The 16,094-nt window shown below is 72.3% G+C and carries 13 protein-coding genes; 5 read left to right on the top strand and 8 right to left on the bottom strand.

The window, feature by feature from the left end:
- Positions 1-24: 24 nt before the first annotated feature.
- Positions 25-912 (top strand): TIGR03620 family F420-dependent LLM class oxidoreductase, encoded by an 888-nt coding sequence (locus tag IE313_RS04020; RefSeq protein ID WP_189929485.1) that lies wholly within the window; start codon positions 25-27, stop codon positions 910-912.
- A gap of 202 nt (positions 913-1,114) precedes the next feature.
- Here IE313_RS04020 and IE313_RS04015 read toward each other — a convergent pair whose 3' ends face one another.
- The 4 genes from IE313_RS04015 to IE313_RS04000 all read right to left on the bottom strand — a co-directional run bounded on the left by IE313_RS04015 (position 1,115) and on the right by IE313_RS04000 (position 4,762).
- Positions 1,115-2,296, bottom strand: a complete 1,182-nt coding sequence (locus tag IE313_RS04015) for a phosphodiester glycosidase family protein (protein WP_189929817.1) — start codon at positions 2,294-2,296, stop codon at positions 1,115-1,117.
- A 452-nt stretch (positions 2,297-2,748) separates the two neighbouring features.
- Positions 2,749-3,732, bottom strand: coding sequence for an aldo/keto reductase (locus tag IE313_RS04010; protein ID WP_189929484.1), 984 nt, complete (start codon positions 3,730-3,732; stop codon positions 2,749-2,751).
- 5 nt (positions 3,733-3,737) lie between these two features.
- Positions 3,738-4,151, bottom strand: coding sequence for a MerR family transcriptional regulator (locus IE313_RS04005; protein WP_189929483.1), 414 nt, complete (start codon positions 4,149-4,151; stop codon positions 3,738-3,740).
- A gap of 95 nt (positions 4,152-4,246) precedes the next feature.
- The gene (locus IE313_RS04000; protein ID WP_189929482.1) at positions 4,247-4,762 is read right to left on the bottom strand and encodes an Lrp/AsnC family transcriptional regulator; all 516 of its coding nucleotides are present in this window, start codon (positions 4,760-4,762) and stop codon (positions 4,247-4,249) included.
- 123 nt (positions 4,763-4,885) lie between these two features.
- On the opposite strand from IE313_RS04000, the gene IE313_RS03995 reads away from it, so the two are divergent.
- The gene (locus IE313_RS03995; RefSeq protein WP_229924363.1) at positions 4,886-5,350 is read left to right on the top strand and encodes a DUF2000 domain-containing protein; all 465 of its coding nucleotides are present in this window, start codon (positions 4,886-4,888) and stop codon (positions 5,348-5,350) included.
- 24 nt (positions 5,351-5,374) lie between these two features.
- Here the strand turns inward: IE313_RS03995 and IE313_RS03990 are convergent, their stop codons facing one another.
- The 4 genes from IE313_RS03990 to IE313_RS03975 form a co-directional block, all read right to left on the bottom strand.
- Positions 5,375-7,162: a sensor histidine kinase gene (locus IE313_RS03990; protein WP_189929816.1), complete on the bottom strand. Its 1,788-nt coding sequence runs from the start codon at positions 7,160-7,162 to the stop codon at positions 5,375-5,377.
- Between the two features lie 59 nt (positions 7,163-7,221).
- Entirely contained in the window at positions 7,222-7,920 is a 699-nt protein-coding gene (locus IE313_RS03985; protein ID WP_189929480.1) for a response regulator transcription factor, read from the bottom strand.
- A 144-nt stretch (positions 7,921-8,064) separates the two neighbouring features.
- A complete protein-coding gene (locus tag IE313_RS03980) occupies positions 8,065-8,895 on the bottom strand; it encodes a L,D-transpeptidase family protein (RefSeq protein ID WP_189929479.1) in 831 nt (276 codons plus the stop codon).
- 191 nt (positions 8,896-9,086) lie between these two features.
- Entirely contained in the window at positions 9,087-11,096 is a 2,010-nt protein-coding gene (locus tag IE313_RS03975; protein WP_189929478.1) for an alpha-amylase family glycosyl hydrolase, read from the bottom strand.
- Positions 11,097-11,526: 430 nt separating this feature from the next.
- On the opposite strand from IE313_RS03975, the gene IE313_RS03970 reads away from it, so the two are divergent.
- From IE313_RS03970 to IE313_RS03965, 3 genes are all read left to right on the top strand, one after another.
- Entirely contained in the window at positions 11,527-13,869 is a 2,343-nt protein-coding gene (locus IE313_RS03970) for a galactose-binding domain-containing protein (RefSeq protein WP_189929477.1), read from the top strand.
- Positions 13,870-14,242: 373 nt separating this feature from the next.
- On the top strand, positions 14,243-14,377 hold the full coding sequence (locus IE313_RS35935; protein WP_268256684.1) for a hypothetical protein: 135 nt from the start codon (positions 14,243-14,245) through the stop codon (positions 14,375-14,377).
- A 35-nt stretch (positions 14,378-14,412) separates the two neighbouring features.
- Complete coding sequence (locus tag IE313_RS03965; RefSeq protein WP_189929476.1) at positions 14,413-15,951, top strand: ABC transporter substrate-binding protein; 1,539 nt, start codon at positions 14,413-14,415, stop codon at positions 15,949-15,951.
- Positions 15,952-16,094: the final 143 nt, after the last annotated feature.

The raw sequence follows: 16,094 nt of genomic DNA, 5'->3' as shown, positions 1-16,094 counted from the left end.
ACCGGTGCGCTCGCTGGTCGTTCCATGAGTTCTGACACGCATCAGTTGTTCGGCCGCATCGGCATCTGGAGTCCCTCGCTGAAGATCGCGGACGCCGACCCGGCACAGCGCGGCGCCGTCACCGACGCGGTCGCCGAGCTGGACGAGCTGGGGTACGGCACCGTCTGGGTGGGCGGCAACCCCACGATGGCCGACGCCGCGGCCATCGTGGACGCCGCCCCGCGCATCACCGTGGCCACCGGCATCCTCAGTATCTGGGAGCACGCGGCGCAGGACGTCGCCGCACAGGTGGCGCAGGTCGAGGAGCGCGCCCCGGGCAGGTTCGTCCTCGGTCTCGGCGTCAGCCACAGTGTGCTGGCGCCGCAGTACGCCAAGCCGTACTCGCACATGGTGGCCTACCTGGACGCGCTCGACGCGGCGGAGCGTCCCGTGCCGCAGGAGCGGCGGGTGCTTGCCGCGCTCGGCCCGCGGATGCTCGCGCTCTCCGCCGAGCGGTCCCGCGGCGCCCATCCGTACCTGGTCACCGCGGAACACGTGGGGCAGGCCCGTGAGACGCTCGGCCCCGACGCGCTGCTGGCCCCGGAGCTCAAGGTCGTCCTGGAGCCCGACCTGGAGAAGGCCAGGGCCATCGCGCGCCAGACGCTGGCGATGTACCTGCGGATGCCCAACTACACCAGCAATCTGCTCCGGCTGGGCTTCGAGGAGCACGACTTCGGCGACGGCGGCAGCAACCGCCTCCTGGACGCGCTCTTCGCCCTGGGCGGTGTCGAGCAGGCCAAGGCCCGTGTCGACGCGTTCATCGCCGCGGGCGCAGACCACGTCGCCCTCCAGGCGCTGGCCGGGGACGGCCGGGGAGCGGCCCTGCCGCTGCCCGAGTGGCGCGAGCTGTCCGCCGCCCTCTCCCTGCGCTGAGGTCCCCGCCCCCCGCCGGGGTCCCGGGCAGCCACCGGCCGCCGGGGGCCCTGGCACGTCAGGGCGGCACTCCGGCGGCACGGACCGCGGCGGACCGGAACGGAGTCGCGGCCCGGTCGGCACGGACCGCGACGGAGCGCCGCCCGGCTCCGCTGCGGAGCGTCGCCGGGTCCGCTGCGGACCGTGCCGCCCCAGCGACCCGTCAGGGCCGGGAGAACACGCCTATCCCGTTGGGCACCGGGCGCTCCGCGCCGCCGCCCGGGTGGTTGCGGACCGTCACCCGGGAGGCGCCGGGATCGCGGGTGACCAGGGTGGTGGACCCTCCGCCGTCGAGGTTGACCGCGTCGTCGGCGCCGAAGCCGCGCATGACCGAGGCCAGCTCACCGATCGTCAGGCCCGCGCTGGTCTCGGCGGTGCCGTCCAGGGCGAGGAGGTAGAGCAGGCGGCCGTGGGCGCCGACACCGGCAGCCGTACGGGTGGCGGCGGTGACGGTGTCGAGTCCGGCGAGCGGGCTGCCGTCGCGCAGCACGGGGAAGCCGCCGACGGCGAACGTCAGCGGGGTGCGGCCCTGCGCCGCGAGGTGGTGGGAGATCCGGACGTGCGTCCCCGGGGCCAGCGCGCGCAGTGCGTCGGCGCCCGCCTCACGGCCGACCAGGACCACCGACCCCGGCGCTATCGCGCCCGAGCCCGGCGTGCCGGAGGCCGCGACGACCCGGCCGGCGCGCACCGTCACCTCGTAGGTGTCGGTGCTGCACGGCGCCCCGCGCACGGTGTCGGTGCCGCAGACGGCGCGGGCCCGGGAGACGCTGCCCCAGTCCGGGGTGTACGCGCCCACGCCGTTCTCCGGCACCGCGTACTGGTTCAGGCCGCTCAGCGGCAGCGTGCCGTTCCCGGTGAGCACCGCGCCCCTCAGGACCAGGCTGTCCAGGCGGCCCCTGCGGTCGGCACCCACCCCGATGACGTCCTTGGTGGAGGTGCCGGGCGGCAGCGCGGGCCCGAACCGCTGGCCGTCCGGCACGGCGGCCTTGAGCTGGTGTCCTGCGGCGATGGCGGGGCCGTCGGAGGAACCGGTGGGCTGCACACCGGAATGCGTCTCCGAGATGTTGAAGAAGTCGCCGTTCACGCCCGCCACCGCTCCCTGTGCGTCGGCGAGTTCGGACACCGGCTCGCGGTCGGTGGCCGAGGCGCCGTGCAACAGGTCGACGCCCACGTGCGGATTGCGCAGGTCGACGGTGATCAGATGGCCGTTGACCTGACCGTGCGAGGCGGTGAGGCCGATGTCCTGGTACACCACACCGGGCGCGATGCCGGTGCTGCGCGCGGTGTCGACCGCCACGCCCTGTGCGGCCGCCGCCGACCCGGCGCCCGCCACCCCGCCCGCCATGAGGACGCCGCAGGCGGCGAGCGCGGTCGCCGCCGAACGGACACGTCTGGATTCCCGGACAGATCGCTGTGCCACAGTCCCACCCCTGAAGTCTCGCCACCGGTCGCATCACTGCGTCTCGGGGGGACTTCAGCACGGCCGGGCGCCGCGGGGAAGAGGGCGACGGCGTGTGTTGGGGCCGCCGTCGCGGTGTGTTCACCCGGCGCCGCCCGCCGTTCAGCCGCGGCCGTCCCGGCACGTCCGGATCAGGGCGGGGTCCCGGCCTGCCGGCCGGCGCCGCGACGGGTACCGCCAGGGCCTGTCGTTCGGATCAGGCCGGGTTCGCGGCCCTGCCACGCGCGTCTGCGGCGTTGCCGCCGGTCCCGACGCCCCGCGTCGACTCCCTCCTGCGCCCTGCAGCCGCACGCACCGGACCCCGCTCCCCGATCCGGCCCGATCCGAACCCCAAGACGCTAGCGATTGGTGGTGGCAAGGCCCTGTTCGGTGTTGCGCGCCCCGCTGACCGCCCTGGGCGGTACCGCCTCGTGCAGTGCGGCGAGTTCGCCGTCGGTGAGGACGAGGTCGGCGGCCGCGGCGTTCTCCTCCAGGTAGGCGCGCCGTTTGGTGCCGGGGATGGGCACGGCGCCCTGGGCCGCCACCCACGCCAGCGCGATCTGCGCCGCTGTCGCACCGCGGGCCGCGGCGATCGACCTGACCTCGTCGACCAGGCGGAGGTTGGCCTCGATGCTCTGCGGCGAGAACCGGGGGAGGCCGCGGCGGGCGTCGTCCGGGGCGAGGTCGTCGACCGTCGTGATCGCGCCGGAGAGGAAGCCGCGTCCCATCGGCGAGAACGCCACCAGGCCGATGCCCAGCTCGTCCAGCGTGGCCTTGATCCCGTTGCCGAGCAGGTCCTGGGTGAACAGTGAGAGCTCCGACTGGAGTGCGCTGATCGGATGCACGGCGTGGGCGCGCCGGACGGTGTCGGCGGCGGCCTCCGACAGGCCGAGGTAGCGGACCTTGCCGGCCGTGACCAGCTCCCCCATGGCGCCGACCGTCTCCTCTATGGGCGTGGCCGGGTCGACGCGGTGCAGGTAGTAGAGGTCGATGACGTCGGTGCCGAGGTGGCGCAGCGAGCGGTCCGCGGCCCGGTGCACGTACGCGGGCCTGCCGTTGAGGCCGTGCGGTGTGCCGTCGTCGTCGAACTCGGTGCCGAACTTCGTCGCCAGCACGATCTCGTCGCGGCGGTGGCCGAGGGCCCGGGAGATCAGCTTCTCGTTCTCGAAGGGACCGTACGCCTCCGCGGTGTCGATGAGGGTGATTCCCAGGTCCAGCGCCCGGTTGAGGGTGGCCGTCGACTCCCGCTCGTCGCCTTCGCCGTAGAACGCACTCATGCCCATGGCACCGAATCCCTGCACCGGTACCCTCAGCCCCTGGCTCCCCAGCTCGGTCGTCTTCATGAGGTTCACGCCTTCTGTGTGCCGGCCGTCCGCCGGTATGCCTCGATCTTCCTGTCGATCGCCGCCAGGTGCCGCCGGGTCTGCTCCATCTCGTGCACCACCTTGTTCCGGTGCTCCTCCAGCAGGCTCAGACGCTCCTTCTCGGTGCCCTCCTCGCGGGCCAGCGCCGCGTACCTGCGGATGTCCGCGATCGGCATGCCCGTGCCGCGCAGCATCACGAGACCCGACAGCCAGGCCAGGTCGCGCGTGCCGTACCGGCGCTGCCCCGAGGAGGAGCGGGGCGTGCGGGTGAGGGTCAGACCGGCACGCTCGTAGTAGCGCACGGTGTCGACGCTCAGACCGCAGGCGGCCGCGGCCTCGCCGATGGGCAGGCCCTCGTCGGGGACGTCGGGCACGTCGGGCAGGATCAGATCGTCCATGCACACCAGCCTGCTCCCTGGAGTGCGCTCCAGGTCAAACGGGCCGCGCCCGCCGGGGCACGACGGCGCCTGCGGGGCTCATGGGCGGTGCGCGGTCACCGGGTGCGTTCGCGCGGCCGGGGCCGGGCCGCGCGGGCCCGGTCGCGGTCGCCGCCCGCGGGTTCGATACGGCGGGTCCTGACGTGTTCGTAGACCAGCGTGGTCTGCACGTCCGCGACCTCGCGGCGCTCGGTGAGACGGTCGATGACGAAGGCGTACACGCCGTTCACATCGGGGACGGCGATGTGCAGCAGGAAGTCGTGGGCGCCGGAGGTGACGAAGAGGCCGATGGTCTCCGGCAGTTGCGCGGCCCACTCGCGGAACCCCTCGATGACGGGCCGGGCCGGCGGCCGGATGCGCACGGAGATCAGGGCCTGCACCGGACGGCCGGCCGCGTCCAGGTCCAGGGCCGCGTGGTAGCCGGTGATGACGCCGTGCTCGCGCAGCAGCCGGACGCGCTCCAGCGAGGTCGAGGGGGAGACGCCGGTCTTGGCGGCCAGGTCGCGGTTGGTCTGCCGTGCATCGTTCTGCAGTTCCCGCAGCAGGGCACGGTCCAGTGCATCAAGTTCCATGACCGCCACGATATGCCGTACGAAGTTCGCCGACGGATGACCGATGCCAGAGGTCTGCCTAGCGTATCCGGGCAGAGCGGGACACACGGATGTTGCGCCCGCCCGTGCCACAAGGAGTTTGCGGTGTCCACTCCCCACCTGTCCGACCAGGACGTTCGTACCGATCTTTCGACCCGGCAGACCAGGCTCAAATGGGTCATCGTCGTCGACGAGGGGCTTCCTGCCGGACGCGTGGTGAACGCGGCGGCCTGCATGGCCGCGGCCGTCGGGAAGGCCCTTCCCGACCTGCTCGGGCGCGCGGGCGAGGACGCCGACGGCGTCCGGCACCCGGGCCTGCCCTGGACTGGCTGCTCGGTGCTGGCCGCCGATGCGGCGACCGTGCGGGCGGTGCGCGCCAAGGCGGCCGGGTACGACGAGCTCCTGATCGTCGACATGCCGGAGCCCGCCCAGACCGCCCGGGTCTACGACGCCTATCTCGCGGAGCTGGCCGGCACCGCGGCAGGGGACCTGGCGTACTGCGCGGTCAGCCTGGTGGGGCCCCGCAACCGCATCAACCGACTCGTCGGAGGGCTGGGTCTGCTGCGCTGACGGGCGCAGGCCGCGGGCCCGGTGTCAGCCGCCGTCGGCCGCGGGCCGCGGCGGCGCCGCGCGGGAGGGCAGGCGCAGCCGGAAGGCGGAGCCCGCGCCGGGCTCGCTCTCGGCGGTCACGGTGCCGCCGTGCGCGGTCACGAGCTGGCGGACGATCGCCAGGCCGAGCCCGCTGCCGCCGGTGCGCCTGCTGCGGGACTTCTCGGCCCGCCAGAACCGGTCGAAGACGTGCGGCAGGTCCTCGGGGGCGATTCCGCTGCCGGTGTCCGCCACCTCGAAGACGACCTCGTCCCCGTCGGGCCGGGCGGTGAGGGCGAGGGCGCCACCCGCGGGCGTGTGGCGGATGGCGTTGGAGACCAGGTTGCCGAGCGCCTGCCGCATCCGGACCGGATCCGCGTCCACCCAGGTGTCCGCGCCGACCGTGGTGCCCATCCTGACACCGGCCGCCTCCGCCGCGACACGATGGGCCGCGGCGACCTGTTCGAGCAGTTCGTCGGCGCGCACCGGCTCCCGGTGGAGGCGGAGCGTGCCGGCGTCCGCGGCGGCGAGGTCCTGGAGGTCGTCGATGACGCGCTGGAGGACCACCGCCTCGTCGTGCAGGGACGCGAGCAGCGCCGGATCGGGCTCGACGATGCCGTCCCTGGCGACCTCCAGCCAGCCCCGGATGTTGGTGAGCGGCGTGCGCAGCTCATGGGCGATGTCGCTGACCATCGCCTTGCGCTGCGCCTCGATGCGTTCACGGCGCTCGGTGAGGTCGTTGAACGCGGCGGCGAGGATGCCCGTCTCGTCCCGGGTGCCGACCGGGACCCGCGGCTGCCGCTCCGGCATCTGCTGGGCCGCCCGGGTCAGGGCGCGCAGCGGCCGCACCAGTCGCAGGCCCACCACGACGGTCACCGCCACGGTGAGCGCCAGGACGAGCGCGGCGACCGCCACGATCTTGGCCTTGTTGGCGGCGGACATGTCGAACGGCGGCTGGGCGGTGTCGGCGCTGCCGAGGAACAGCTCCGCGGTCGGGGCGACATAGGGGTCGAGCTGCTTGCGGCGCGCCGAGTCGACGCAGTCCCGCGCCTTGCGCTCGCCGGCGGCAGAAGGGTCCTGCGACGCCTTGACGAAGGCATGGGCGTCGAACAGTTGGCGGCCGAAGTCCACCGCGACCAGCACGGACCGGTCCGATCGGCCGCGCCCCAGGCAGTCGTTGGCGAGCCCGATCAGCTTGGCCATGGCCTGCTTCTCGGTCGGCACCGGGGCGTTGAGCTTGCCGTCGGCACACTGGTCGGGTATCTGCGGGGTGGTGGACCCGTCCGCGCCGATCAGGACGGAGCGGCCGCTGGGCGTCTGCGTGATGCGCGTGGCGACCCCGTGCTTCGCGGCACAGGTACGGCGGATCACGGCCAGGTCCCGTACCCGCTCGCGCTCCTCGGCCGTCAGGCGGTAGGGGCCCACGGCCCGCGGGTCGATGCCGGTGAGCTGGGCCCCGGGCTCGGTGTAGGTGTCGGTGTGCAGCGGGTCGATGGTGGCGGCGGCCCGCGGCGGCAGCGGGGCGTTGCCGGCAGCGGAGTCCGCGACGGGTCTGCGGTCGGCGGTGGTCAGTGCGATCCGCCGGCCGGTCCTGGCGGCCAGTGCGTGCAGTTCGTCGGCGACCCCGTCCCAGTCGGCGTGGGTGGCGGCGTAACCGCTCAGCCGGCGCAGGGTGTCGGTGTCCTCGGAGAGCACCTGGCCCTGTTCCTCCCGCAGGGCGCTGGCGGTGGTCTGCACGGCCAGCCAGGCCGTGCCCGCCACCGAGCACGCGGCGATCAGCACCGAGGTGAACATCAGCCTGACCAGCAGGCTCTTGTGCAGCGGTATGGCACGCCCGGGTCCGCGGCGGCGCCTCACGGCCGCTCACCGCTGAGCTTGTACCCCACGCCGAACACGGTCAGGAGGCGGGTCGGGTGGCGCGGGTCGGCCTCTGTCTTCCTGCGGATGTTCATGATGTGGGCGTCGATGGCCCGCTCCGTGGAAGCCCTGTCGATGCCGCGGGTGCACTCCAGCAACTGCCGTCGTGAGAACACCCGGCCCGGCTCCGCCGCCATGGCCAGCAGGATCTCGTACTCGCCCGGGGTGCAGTCGACCGGTGAGCCTTCGCAGCGCACCTCGTGGCGGACCGGGTCGACCGCGAGGCCCGCGGCCCGCAGCACGGGAGGGGCGGGCCGGCCGGACGCCGGGGGCCGGCTGCGTCTGAGCACCGTGCGGATCCGGGCCATCAGCTCGCGCGGGCTGTACGGCTTGGTCATGTAGTCGTCAGCGCCGAGCTCCAGGCCGAGCAGCACGTCGTCCTCGGTGGAACGGGCGGTGAGCATCAGGATGGCGACGTCGTCGTCCTGCCGCAGCACGCGGCACACCCCGTAGCCGTCGACCACCGGCAGCATGAGGTCCAGAACGACCAGGTCGGGCCGGTCGCGGCGGGCCGCGTCGAGGGCGGCCCGGCCGTCGTGGACCACGGTGGCGGTGTGGCCCTCCTGGAGCAGGGAGCGGCGGATCAGCTCGGCCTGCATCTCGTCGTCCTCGGCGACCAGCACATGTGCGCACACGCGGCCGATGCTAGGCGCAGCGGCGGGCGGCCGGCCGGGTGTGAGGGCCTTCCCACATCCTGACAGGTTCCTCACATCCCTGTGCGGGGCCCGGGCCGGCCCCGGCGGACGGCCCCGCCGGGCCCCGCACCGCGGCCGGGCGGCTCACTTGCGCAGCGCTGCCGCGTCGCCCATGACCACGACGGGGTGCCGGGCCGGGTCGAGCGCGCGCAGCAGGTCCTTCATGTGGTCCTCGCTCAGGCTGACGCAGCCTTGGGTGGGGCCGCCGTGGTCGACGTGGAACCAGATGCCTCCGCCGCGTCCCGCGCCGAGCGGCCGTGTCCAGTCCAGCGGTGAGGTGCCGGGCCTGCGGTTGTAGTCGATGGCGACGACGTAGTCGAAGGAGCCCGCCAGCGGTTCGCCCTCGAACCCGGTGCCGGGCGCGACGAAGGCGGCGGACCGGTCGTAGGGCAGCCTGCTGCCGGGATCGGCGAGGCGCCCGCCCGCGTCCGTCAGGGTGTAGACGCCGATCGGGGTGTGCAGGTCACCGGCCCGGTGGTGGTCGCTCCAGCCGCGCAGGGCGTTGTGCGCGGGCCAGCTCTCCCCTGCCTGCCAGCCCGCGGCGGTGCGTTCGTAGAGCACCGCGGTGGACACCGGCGAGTTCCGGTTCCGGCCCGTCACCACGATGGCCTGCCGTGTCCCGGGGGGCACCTCGGCCCAGGTCTTCGGGCCGAGGCCGGGCAGTTGCCGGGGGGCCACGTCGATGGACAGCGACGGTTTCGGGGTGCTGGGCGGCTCGGCGTCGGCGGTGGCCGCGGCGTCGGTCCTGGCGTCGCCGGTCACGGCGCCGCAGCCGGACAGCAGCAGCGCCGTCGCGAGGACCGCGGCTTTGGCGGCCGGTGCCCGCAGACGGGCGGCGCGGCGCAGGGGCGCCCTCCCGTCTGCGGGCACGGGGGGTGTGGGGGGTGCGGGGGTGCGGGGGTGCTTCGTGGTCATGTTCCGACCCTGACGGGCAGTTGTGAGAAACCCGTCAGGTCCCGGAAGGTTCTTCGGCCCTGCCTAGGCGCGGCCGCCGGCGTCACGGGCGGGCCCGCCGTGGCAGGGCCCGCCCGGGTGCACCGCACGGCCGCCGAACGCACGCCTGCCGAACGCGTGCCTGCCACCTGCGGGCCGGGGGCCGCGGTCGGTCAGTTCCTGGTGAACACCGTCACGGAAAGGCCCCCGCAGGTGCGGTCCGAGGCGTGCACGGCGCCGCTCGCGTCGAGGACCTTGGTCCAGGTGCCCGGCGGCAGAGCCACGCTGTAGTCGGTGTCCGCGGGGTTGTCGACGACGACGGTGTCGTAGCTGTCCGGCGCGTCGGCGCGGGAGCTGATCCGGGACACCACGACAGGACCGTCCGTCTGCGTGGCCATCTGGTCGTGCACGGCGTCCCAGGAGGTCAGACGGAGTGCCGGGGTGGACCTCCTGAGCGCCAGGGCGTCCCTGTAGTAGGAGAAGACGCCGGCGTTGGCGGTCTTGTCGCCCCAATGGAGGGCGTTGACGCTGTCCGACGCGTTGTAGGAGTTCATCGCCGTGGTGTAGTCGCCGCCCACCACCTTGGAGCGCAGGAACTCGTCGCCCTCGGAGAGGAACGGGATGCCCTGCGAGGTCAGCACCATGCCCGCGGCGAACCGGTCGATCCGCCCCGCCCTGCCGTCCGCGCCACCGGTGCCTCCCGAGTAGGTGATCTTGTCCCAGAGGTTGAGGTCGTCGTGGACCGACACGTAGTTGACGGTCTGCTCGGGGTCGTAGGCGAACGCCGGGTCCCAGGGGTCGGGCAGCGGGTCGGTGCTCTTGGCTGCCAGCGGGGAGCCGCGCATGCCGGTGGCGATGGCGGAGGCGTCGCCGGAGCCGCCCATGTAGGCCATGGAGGCGTCCCGCGTACCGCCCTTGATGGCGTCGCGGTAGGCGCCGTTGAACACACCGACATGCGCACCGGCGAGCGTGGGCACGGTGCCGTAGCGCACCTTTCGGGGCTCCAGCGGGTCGGCGACCCCACCGGACCAGGGCTCCCCGTGGAACTGAAGGGTGCGCCCGGGGTAGGCGGCGTTGAGGTGGCCCGCCCACTGCGACACGTTCTCGTGGTAGTGGATGCCCATCAGGTCGAAGCGGAAGCCGTCCACGTGGTAGTCCCGTACCCAGTGCTCCAGGGAGTCGCGGATCATACGGCTGACCATGGGATTGCCGTCGTCCAGGGAGTTGCCGGTGCCGGAGAGGTCGTTCGGTGTGTAGTACCGGGGGGTGATCCCCTGGAAGACCTCCTTGCCGAGCGTGTGGTTGTACACCACGTCCATGATCACCCGGATGCCGTTCCTGTGGAACCCGTTGACCATGTCCTTGAACTCCCTGATCCGGTCCTCCGGATCGGTGAACTGCGAGTACTGCTCCTCCGGGGTGTTGTAGCCGACCGGGTCGTAGCCCCAGTTGGGCTCCGTGGAGCCGAAGTCGAAGGACGGCATGAGCTCGACGTCGGTGACGCCCAGTTCCTTCAGGTGGTCGATGCCCGTCGGGACGCCGTTGTGCCTGGTGCCGGTCTGCACGAGGCCCAGGAACCTGCCGCGCTTGTCGGGGTCCACGCCGGAGCTGGGGTCGATGGTGAAGTCCCGCACGCTCAGTTCGTAGACCGTGGCGTCCTCGCGGTTCGCCAGCGGTGGTGCGGGCGCCCACCCGCCGTGGGGCGGCAGGGCGGCGTCGTCGATGACGATTCCCTCGGTGGTGCCGGGCCTGACCATCCGGGCGTACGGGTCGGGCACGTCCCTGCCGGCGACGCTGAACTGGTACGCCCGGCCCCTCAGATCGCCCTCCACGACCGCCTGGTACACGTCGCTGTAGCCCTCCAGGGCGACCGGGCGCAGCGGGTGACTGCGGTCGCCGACGCGGACGGTGACGTCCGAGCTGTCCGGCGACCAGATCCTGAACGTGGTGTGCGCGGGGGTGTGGACGGCGCCCAGGGTGTCCGGCGCCGCGGCGTGCTGCGCGGCGGTCGGGGTGGCGGCGAAGCCGTGCTGCCCGGCGGCGGGTGGTGCCGCCTGCCCGGTGCCCGGCAGCAGTGCGACGAGCAGTCCCGCGGCGGCGAGTGCCGTGCGGCCGAGGCCGCGCAGGGCCCGCCCGGGGCACCTGCTCCCGGTGTCCGGCCGTGCGGAAAGGTGCGTGGCCATGTGTCTCCTTCGCTCTACTGCGGAAGGCCACACGCGCCAGCGGCTTCCGTGGTGTGGTGCGCCGAACTCCGGCTGACGGAAATCTACAGCGCGGGGGCGGCGGCTGACAGGACGTCACCGGGCACGCCCCTGATCAGCCGCACCACTGGATCAATTAATTGCCGGATCTGACACGTTTTTTGCATGTCTCCGTCCCCCGGACTGCCCTTCCGTAAGGAACCGCGGATCCTCCACTCGCGCAGCCAAACTCCTTTCCTGCTCGGTGACTTGAGGGGGCCCGTCGCCCGAACGAGGGCTCGCCCCCGCCACAATCTCCATGATTTTTACTTTGCAGCTTCGAGTTTTGCGCAGATTTATAGACTTCCTGCGTTGTCACTCCTAGCCTTTTCGCGTCCGCAGAGTTCCCACCGAGCCGCAAGGACGTGAATCTGTGACATCGCCCCCGAGACGACGCGTGCTGCGCCGTGGCCTTTCGGCGCTCACCTCCCTGGCCCTCCTCGCGACCGGTGCCGCGACCGCGCTGGTCCTGACCACCGCGCCCGCCGCCCGGGCGGCGGGCGTGCCCGCCCCCTCCCCGGTGGGCATATCCGGCCGCGGTGCGTCCGTGCCGTTCACCGAGCAGGAGGCCGAGTACGCCGCGACCAACGGCACCGTGATCGCCCCCGACCGCCTCTACACGCACCTCGCCTCCGAGGCGTCGGGGCGGCAGGCGGTGACGCTGGACGCGACGGGCGAGTACGTCGAGTTCACCCTCACCAAGCCCGCCAACGCGATCGACTTCCGCTACTCCATCCCGGACAGCCCGGACGGCACGGGCCGCAACGCCTCGCTCGACGTCAGGGTCGACGGCGCCGTGCTCAAGAGCGTGCCCGTGACGTCCAGGTACGGCTGGTACTACGGCGGCTACCCGTTCAACAACAACCCGGGCAGCGGCAACCCGCACCACTTCTACGACGAGGCCCGGACCCTGTTCGGCAGGACCCTGGCGGCCGGGACCAAGGTCCGCCTCCAGGTGCCCTCGACCTCGCAGGCGCCCTCGTTCACCATCGACCTGGCGGACTTCGAGCAGGTGGCGGCGCCGATCGCACAGCCGTCCGGCGCGCTGAACGTGGTCACCGACTTCGGCGCCGACCCGACGGGCGCCGCCGACTCCACCGCCAAGATCCAGGCGGCGGTCACCGCGGGCCAGCAGCAGGGCAGGACCGTATACATCCCCGAGGGCACGTTCCAGGTCCGCGACCACATCGTCGTGGACCACGTCACGCTGGCGGGCGCGGGCCCCTGGTACAGCGTGCTGACCGGCCGGGACCCGGCCGACCGCGCGAAGGCCGTCGGCGTCTACGGCAAGTACGCCAACCAGGGCGGCAGCAGCGACGTCACCCTGAAGGACTTCGCCATCCTGGGCGACATCCAGGAGCGGGTCGACGCCGACCAGGTCAACGCCATCGGCGGCGCGCTGTCCAACTCGACGGTCGACGACGTCTGGATGCAGCACACCAAGGTCGGGGCCTGGATGGACGGTCCGATGGACGGGTTCACCATCAAGAACAGCCGGATCCTCGACCAGACGGCCGACGGCGTCAACTTCCACATGGGCGTCACCAACTCCACCGTCACCAACACCTTCGTACGCAACACGGGTGACGACGGCCTGGCCATGTGGGCGGAGAACATACCCAACGTGAACAACTCGTTCACGCACAACACGGTGGTCGCACCGATCCTCGCGAACAACATCGTCACCTACGGCGGCAAGAACATCACCATCTCCGACAACACCATGTCGGACACCGTCACCAACGGCGGCGGCCTGCACATCGCCAACCGGTACCCGGGCGTCAACTCCGGCCAGGGAACGGCCGTCTCCGGCACCCTCACAGCCGCCCGCAACACCCTGATCCGCACCGGCAACAGCGACTACAACTGGCAGTTCGGCGTCGGCGCCATGTGGTTCGACGGCCTCAACGAGGCACTGAACGCCACCATCAACATCAGCGACTCCGACATCCTCGACTCCTCCTACGAGGCGATACAGACCATCGAGGGCGGCGGCAGGACGCTCAACTTCAGCAACATCAACATCGACGGCACCGGCACCTTCGCCCTCCAGTTCCAGGCGGGCGGCGCGGGCACCTTCACCAACGTCACCGCCAAGCACGTCAACGGCCCCTCGCCGATCTACAGTTGCCAGGGCAACGCGTTCGCCATCACCCAGGGCAGCGGGAACTCGGGCTGGTACACGGACCAGCCCTACTGCGGCGGCTGGCCCACACCGGTGTGGACCAACGGGGGCGTCCCGTCGACCGGCGGCGGGGACGACCCGGGCGACCCCGACGACCCCGGCGACCCGGGCGACACCGGCAACCTCGCGCAGGGCCGCCCCGTCTCGGCGGGCCACGCCGACGTCTACGTGCCCGGCAACGCGGTGGACGGCAACGCCACCACCTACTGGGAGAGCCCCAACAACGCCTTCCCGCAGTCCCTCACGGTCGACCTCGGCTCATCCAAGGCCGTGGGGCGGCTGGTCCTGAAGCTCCCGCCCGCCGCGGCCTGGAGCACCCGGACGCAGACGCTGAGCGTGCTCGGCAGTACCGACAATGGCACGTACACCACCCTCAAGGGCTCGGCGGGCTACACCTTCAACCCGTCGAGCGGCAACACCGCCACCGTCTCGCTGCCCGGCACCCCGGTGCGCTACCTTCGGCTGACGTTCACCGGCAACACGGGCTGGCCCGGTGCCCAGCTCTCGGAGCTGGAGGCGTACACCAGCTAACCGCGGGACGCCCCGCACGACGGCACGCGAGGCCGCGGTCCGTACGGGCCGCGGCCTCGTGCGCGCACGGCGCCGACCCGCCCGCCCGCCGGGGCCCACGGTCAGGAAGGCGCCGATGCCGTTCGTCTCGACGAACGGTTGCACCCGGTCGAGGGAACAGCCGACGAGCGTCACGGACCGTCTCCACCCTGCCGCCGCCTTCTGCCCACGTCCGCCACACGTATGTCACATGTACGACGTCAGAGGGCAACGCGCGGCGAACTCCGGGCGACGTGAGCATTGACACACCACGGACGCGGTCCTAGCCTCACCGTGTTCGATCTACGGAACGGATGGTTCGTTTCCGTGAACCGCACCGAGAGGCTGATCCGGTATGGGCGAAGGACGATCCGGGGAGCGGGCCGCTCAGGCGGCGGACACCACGGAGGCGGCCGCGCCAGGCCACCTGCCCTCCACCGCCCCGCCTCACACCCCGGGCGGCCCCGAGGAGTGGCTGCCCGCCCACTGACACCGCTCCCACCACCGGCACCACAGCGAGGACTCATGCGCCGACGCACCTACCGCGCGGGGGCCGCCACGGCGGCGGCACTACTGCTCGCCTCCTGCTCCACACCGGGCTCGGGGTCCGCCCCCGAGGCGTCCCCGAACACGCTGGTCGTGTCCACCCCCACCGAGCCCGACAGCCTCGACCCGACGCTGGCCAACACCTTCGCGGCGCGGCTGGTGTTCACCAGCTTCTGCGAGAAGCTCTACGACGTCGACAGCGACCTGAAGATCGTCCCGCAGTTGGCCGCCGCACTGCCCAGGGTCTCCCGGGACGGCAGGACGATGGACATCGTGCTGCGCAGGGGCGTTCGGTTCAACGACGGCACCCCCTTCACCGCCGCGGCGGTGAAGACCACGCTCGACCGGGACCTCACCATGAAGGCGTCCGCCCGGGCCGGTGAGCTGTCCGCGATCTCCCGGGTCGAGGTCCGCGACCCCACGACGGTGCGCCTCGTGCTCAAGCACCCGTCGGCCCCGCTGCTCGCCCAACTCGCCGACAGGTCCGGGCTGATCATGTCGCCCACCGCGCTCAAGAGGCTCGGCGCCGACTTCGGTACGGCTCCCGTGTGCGTGGGCCCGTTCAAGTTCCGCGACCGGGTGTCCGGCAACGAGATGGACTTCGTGAAGTCCACCGACTACTACGACGCCGACAAGGTGCGGCTGAACGGCATCCGGTACGAGTTCATCACCAACTCCAGTGTCGCCACCGCGAACCTGGAGTCCGGGGACGTCGACGCGGCGGAGCACATCGACGCCAACGACGCCATCACCCTCAGGGGAGAGTCCGGCACCCGGGTGCTGCACTCCGACACCATCGCCTACCAGTCGATCTCCATCAACGTACGACCGGGAGCCGGCACCGCGCTCAGCCGCTCCGCCGGCCTGCGCAAGGCGTTCGAGATGAGCATCGACCGCGGCGCCCTGAACACCTCGGTCTGGAAGTCCCAGAACGTACCCGACTGCGGACCGCTTCCCGCCCAGAGCCCACTGCGCGTGAGGCCCCACTGCACGCCCTACGATCCAGCGGCCGCGCGCGCCCTGGTCAGGAAGTCGGGCGTGCGCTCCCCCGCGGTGCAGCTCATGGTCCCCACCGGCGCCGCCACCCAGCGGGAGGCGCAGGTCATCCAGTCGATGGCGCAGGACGTCGGGTTCAAGGTGTCCGTACGGCCCATCGACCTCGTCTCCGGTCTCGACCTCGCCCGCAACGGCAAGTTCGACGCATTCCTGGAGGGCTGGTCGGGCCGCGTCGACCCGGACGGCGACACCAACGACATCATCACCACCGGCGGGTCCAACAACTTCTCCGGCTACTCCGACAGGACCGTCGACTCGCTGATCGCCCGGGCCGCGGCCACCAACGACGACCGGCAGAGGTCGCGGCTGTACGCCCGGGCGGTACGCCGGGTCGGCGAGCAGCGGCCGCTGCTGTACCTGTACCACAACCGCTGGTTCACGGGGACGAGCGCCAAGTTGCACGGGGTCGTCTACCAGCCGGACGGCATCCCCCGCTTCAAGACGGCCCACCTGGCGCGGTGAGTGCCGTGAACCCCGCGAAGCGCCTGAACCCCGTGCACCCCGTGCACCCCGTGCCACCGGTGGACGCGGCGACCCCCCGGAAGGCGGCGGCCCCCGTGGCCGCGCCGACGCCCACCGCCTCGCCACCCCCGGCTCCCGCTCCG

Origin of the sequence: Streptomyces sulfonofaciens (assembly GCF_014656295.1) — a bacterium.
GTDB classification, from domain to species: domain Bacteria; phylum Actinomycetota; class Actinomycetes; order Streptomycetales; family Streptomycetaceae; genus Streptomyces; species Streptomyces sulfonofaciens.
The sequence above is the reverse complement of the archived record's forward strand: the minus strand, read 5'-3'. Positions and strand labels throughout refer to the sequence as shown.

Bases quoted from the DNA above. Each gene is read 5' to 3' on its own strand.
- IE313_RS03980 (WP_189929479.1), bottom strand. From the start codon at position 8,895: ATGACCACGAAGCACCCCCGCACCCCCGCACCCCCCACACCCCCCGTG.
- IE313_RS04000 (WP_189929482.1), bottom strand. From the start codon at position 4,762: ATGGAACTTGATGCACTGGACCGTGCCCTGCTGCGGGAACTGCAGAAC.
- IE313_RS04015 (WP_189929817.1), bottom strand. From the start codon at position 2,296: ATGGCGGGCGGGGTGGCGGGCGCCGGGTCGGCGGCGGCCGCACAGGGC.
- IE313_RS03975 (WP_189929478.1), bottom strand. From the start codon at position 11,096: ATGGCCACGCACCTTTCCGCACGGCCGGACACCGGGAGCAGGTGCCCC.
- IE313_RS04005 (WP_189929483.1), bottom strand. From the start codon at position 4,151: ATGGACGATCTGATCCTGCCCGACGTGCCCGACGTCCCCGACGAGGGC.
- IE313_RS04010 (WP_189929484.1), bottom strand. From the start codon at position 3,732: ATGAAGACGACCGAGCTGGGGAGCCAGGGGCTGAGGGTACCGGTGCAG.
- IE313_RS03965 (WP_189929476.1), top strand. From the start codon at position 14,413: ATGCGCCGACGCACCTACCGCGCGGGGGCCGCCACGGCGGCGGCACTA.
- IE313_RS04020 (WP_189929485.1), top strand. From the start codon at position 25: ATGAGTTCTGACACGCATCAGTTGTTCGGCCGCATCGGCATCTGGAGT.
- IE313_RS03990 (WP_189929816.1), bottom strand. From the start codon at position 7,162: ATGTTCACCTCGGTGCTGATCGCCGCGTGCTCGGTGGCGGGCACGGCC.
- IE313_RS35935 (WP_268256684.1), top strand. From the start codon at position 14,243: ATGGGCGAAGGACGATCCGGGGAGCGGGCCGCTCAGGCGGCGGACACC.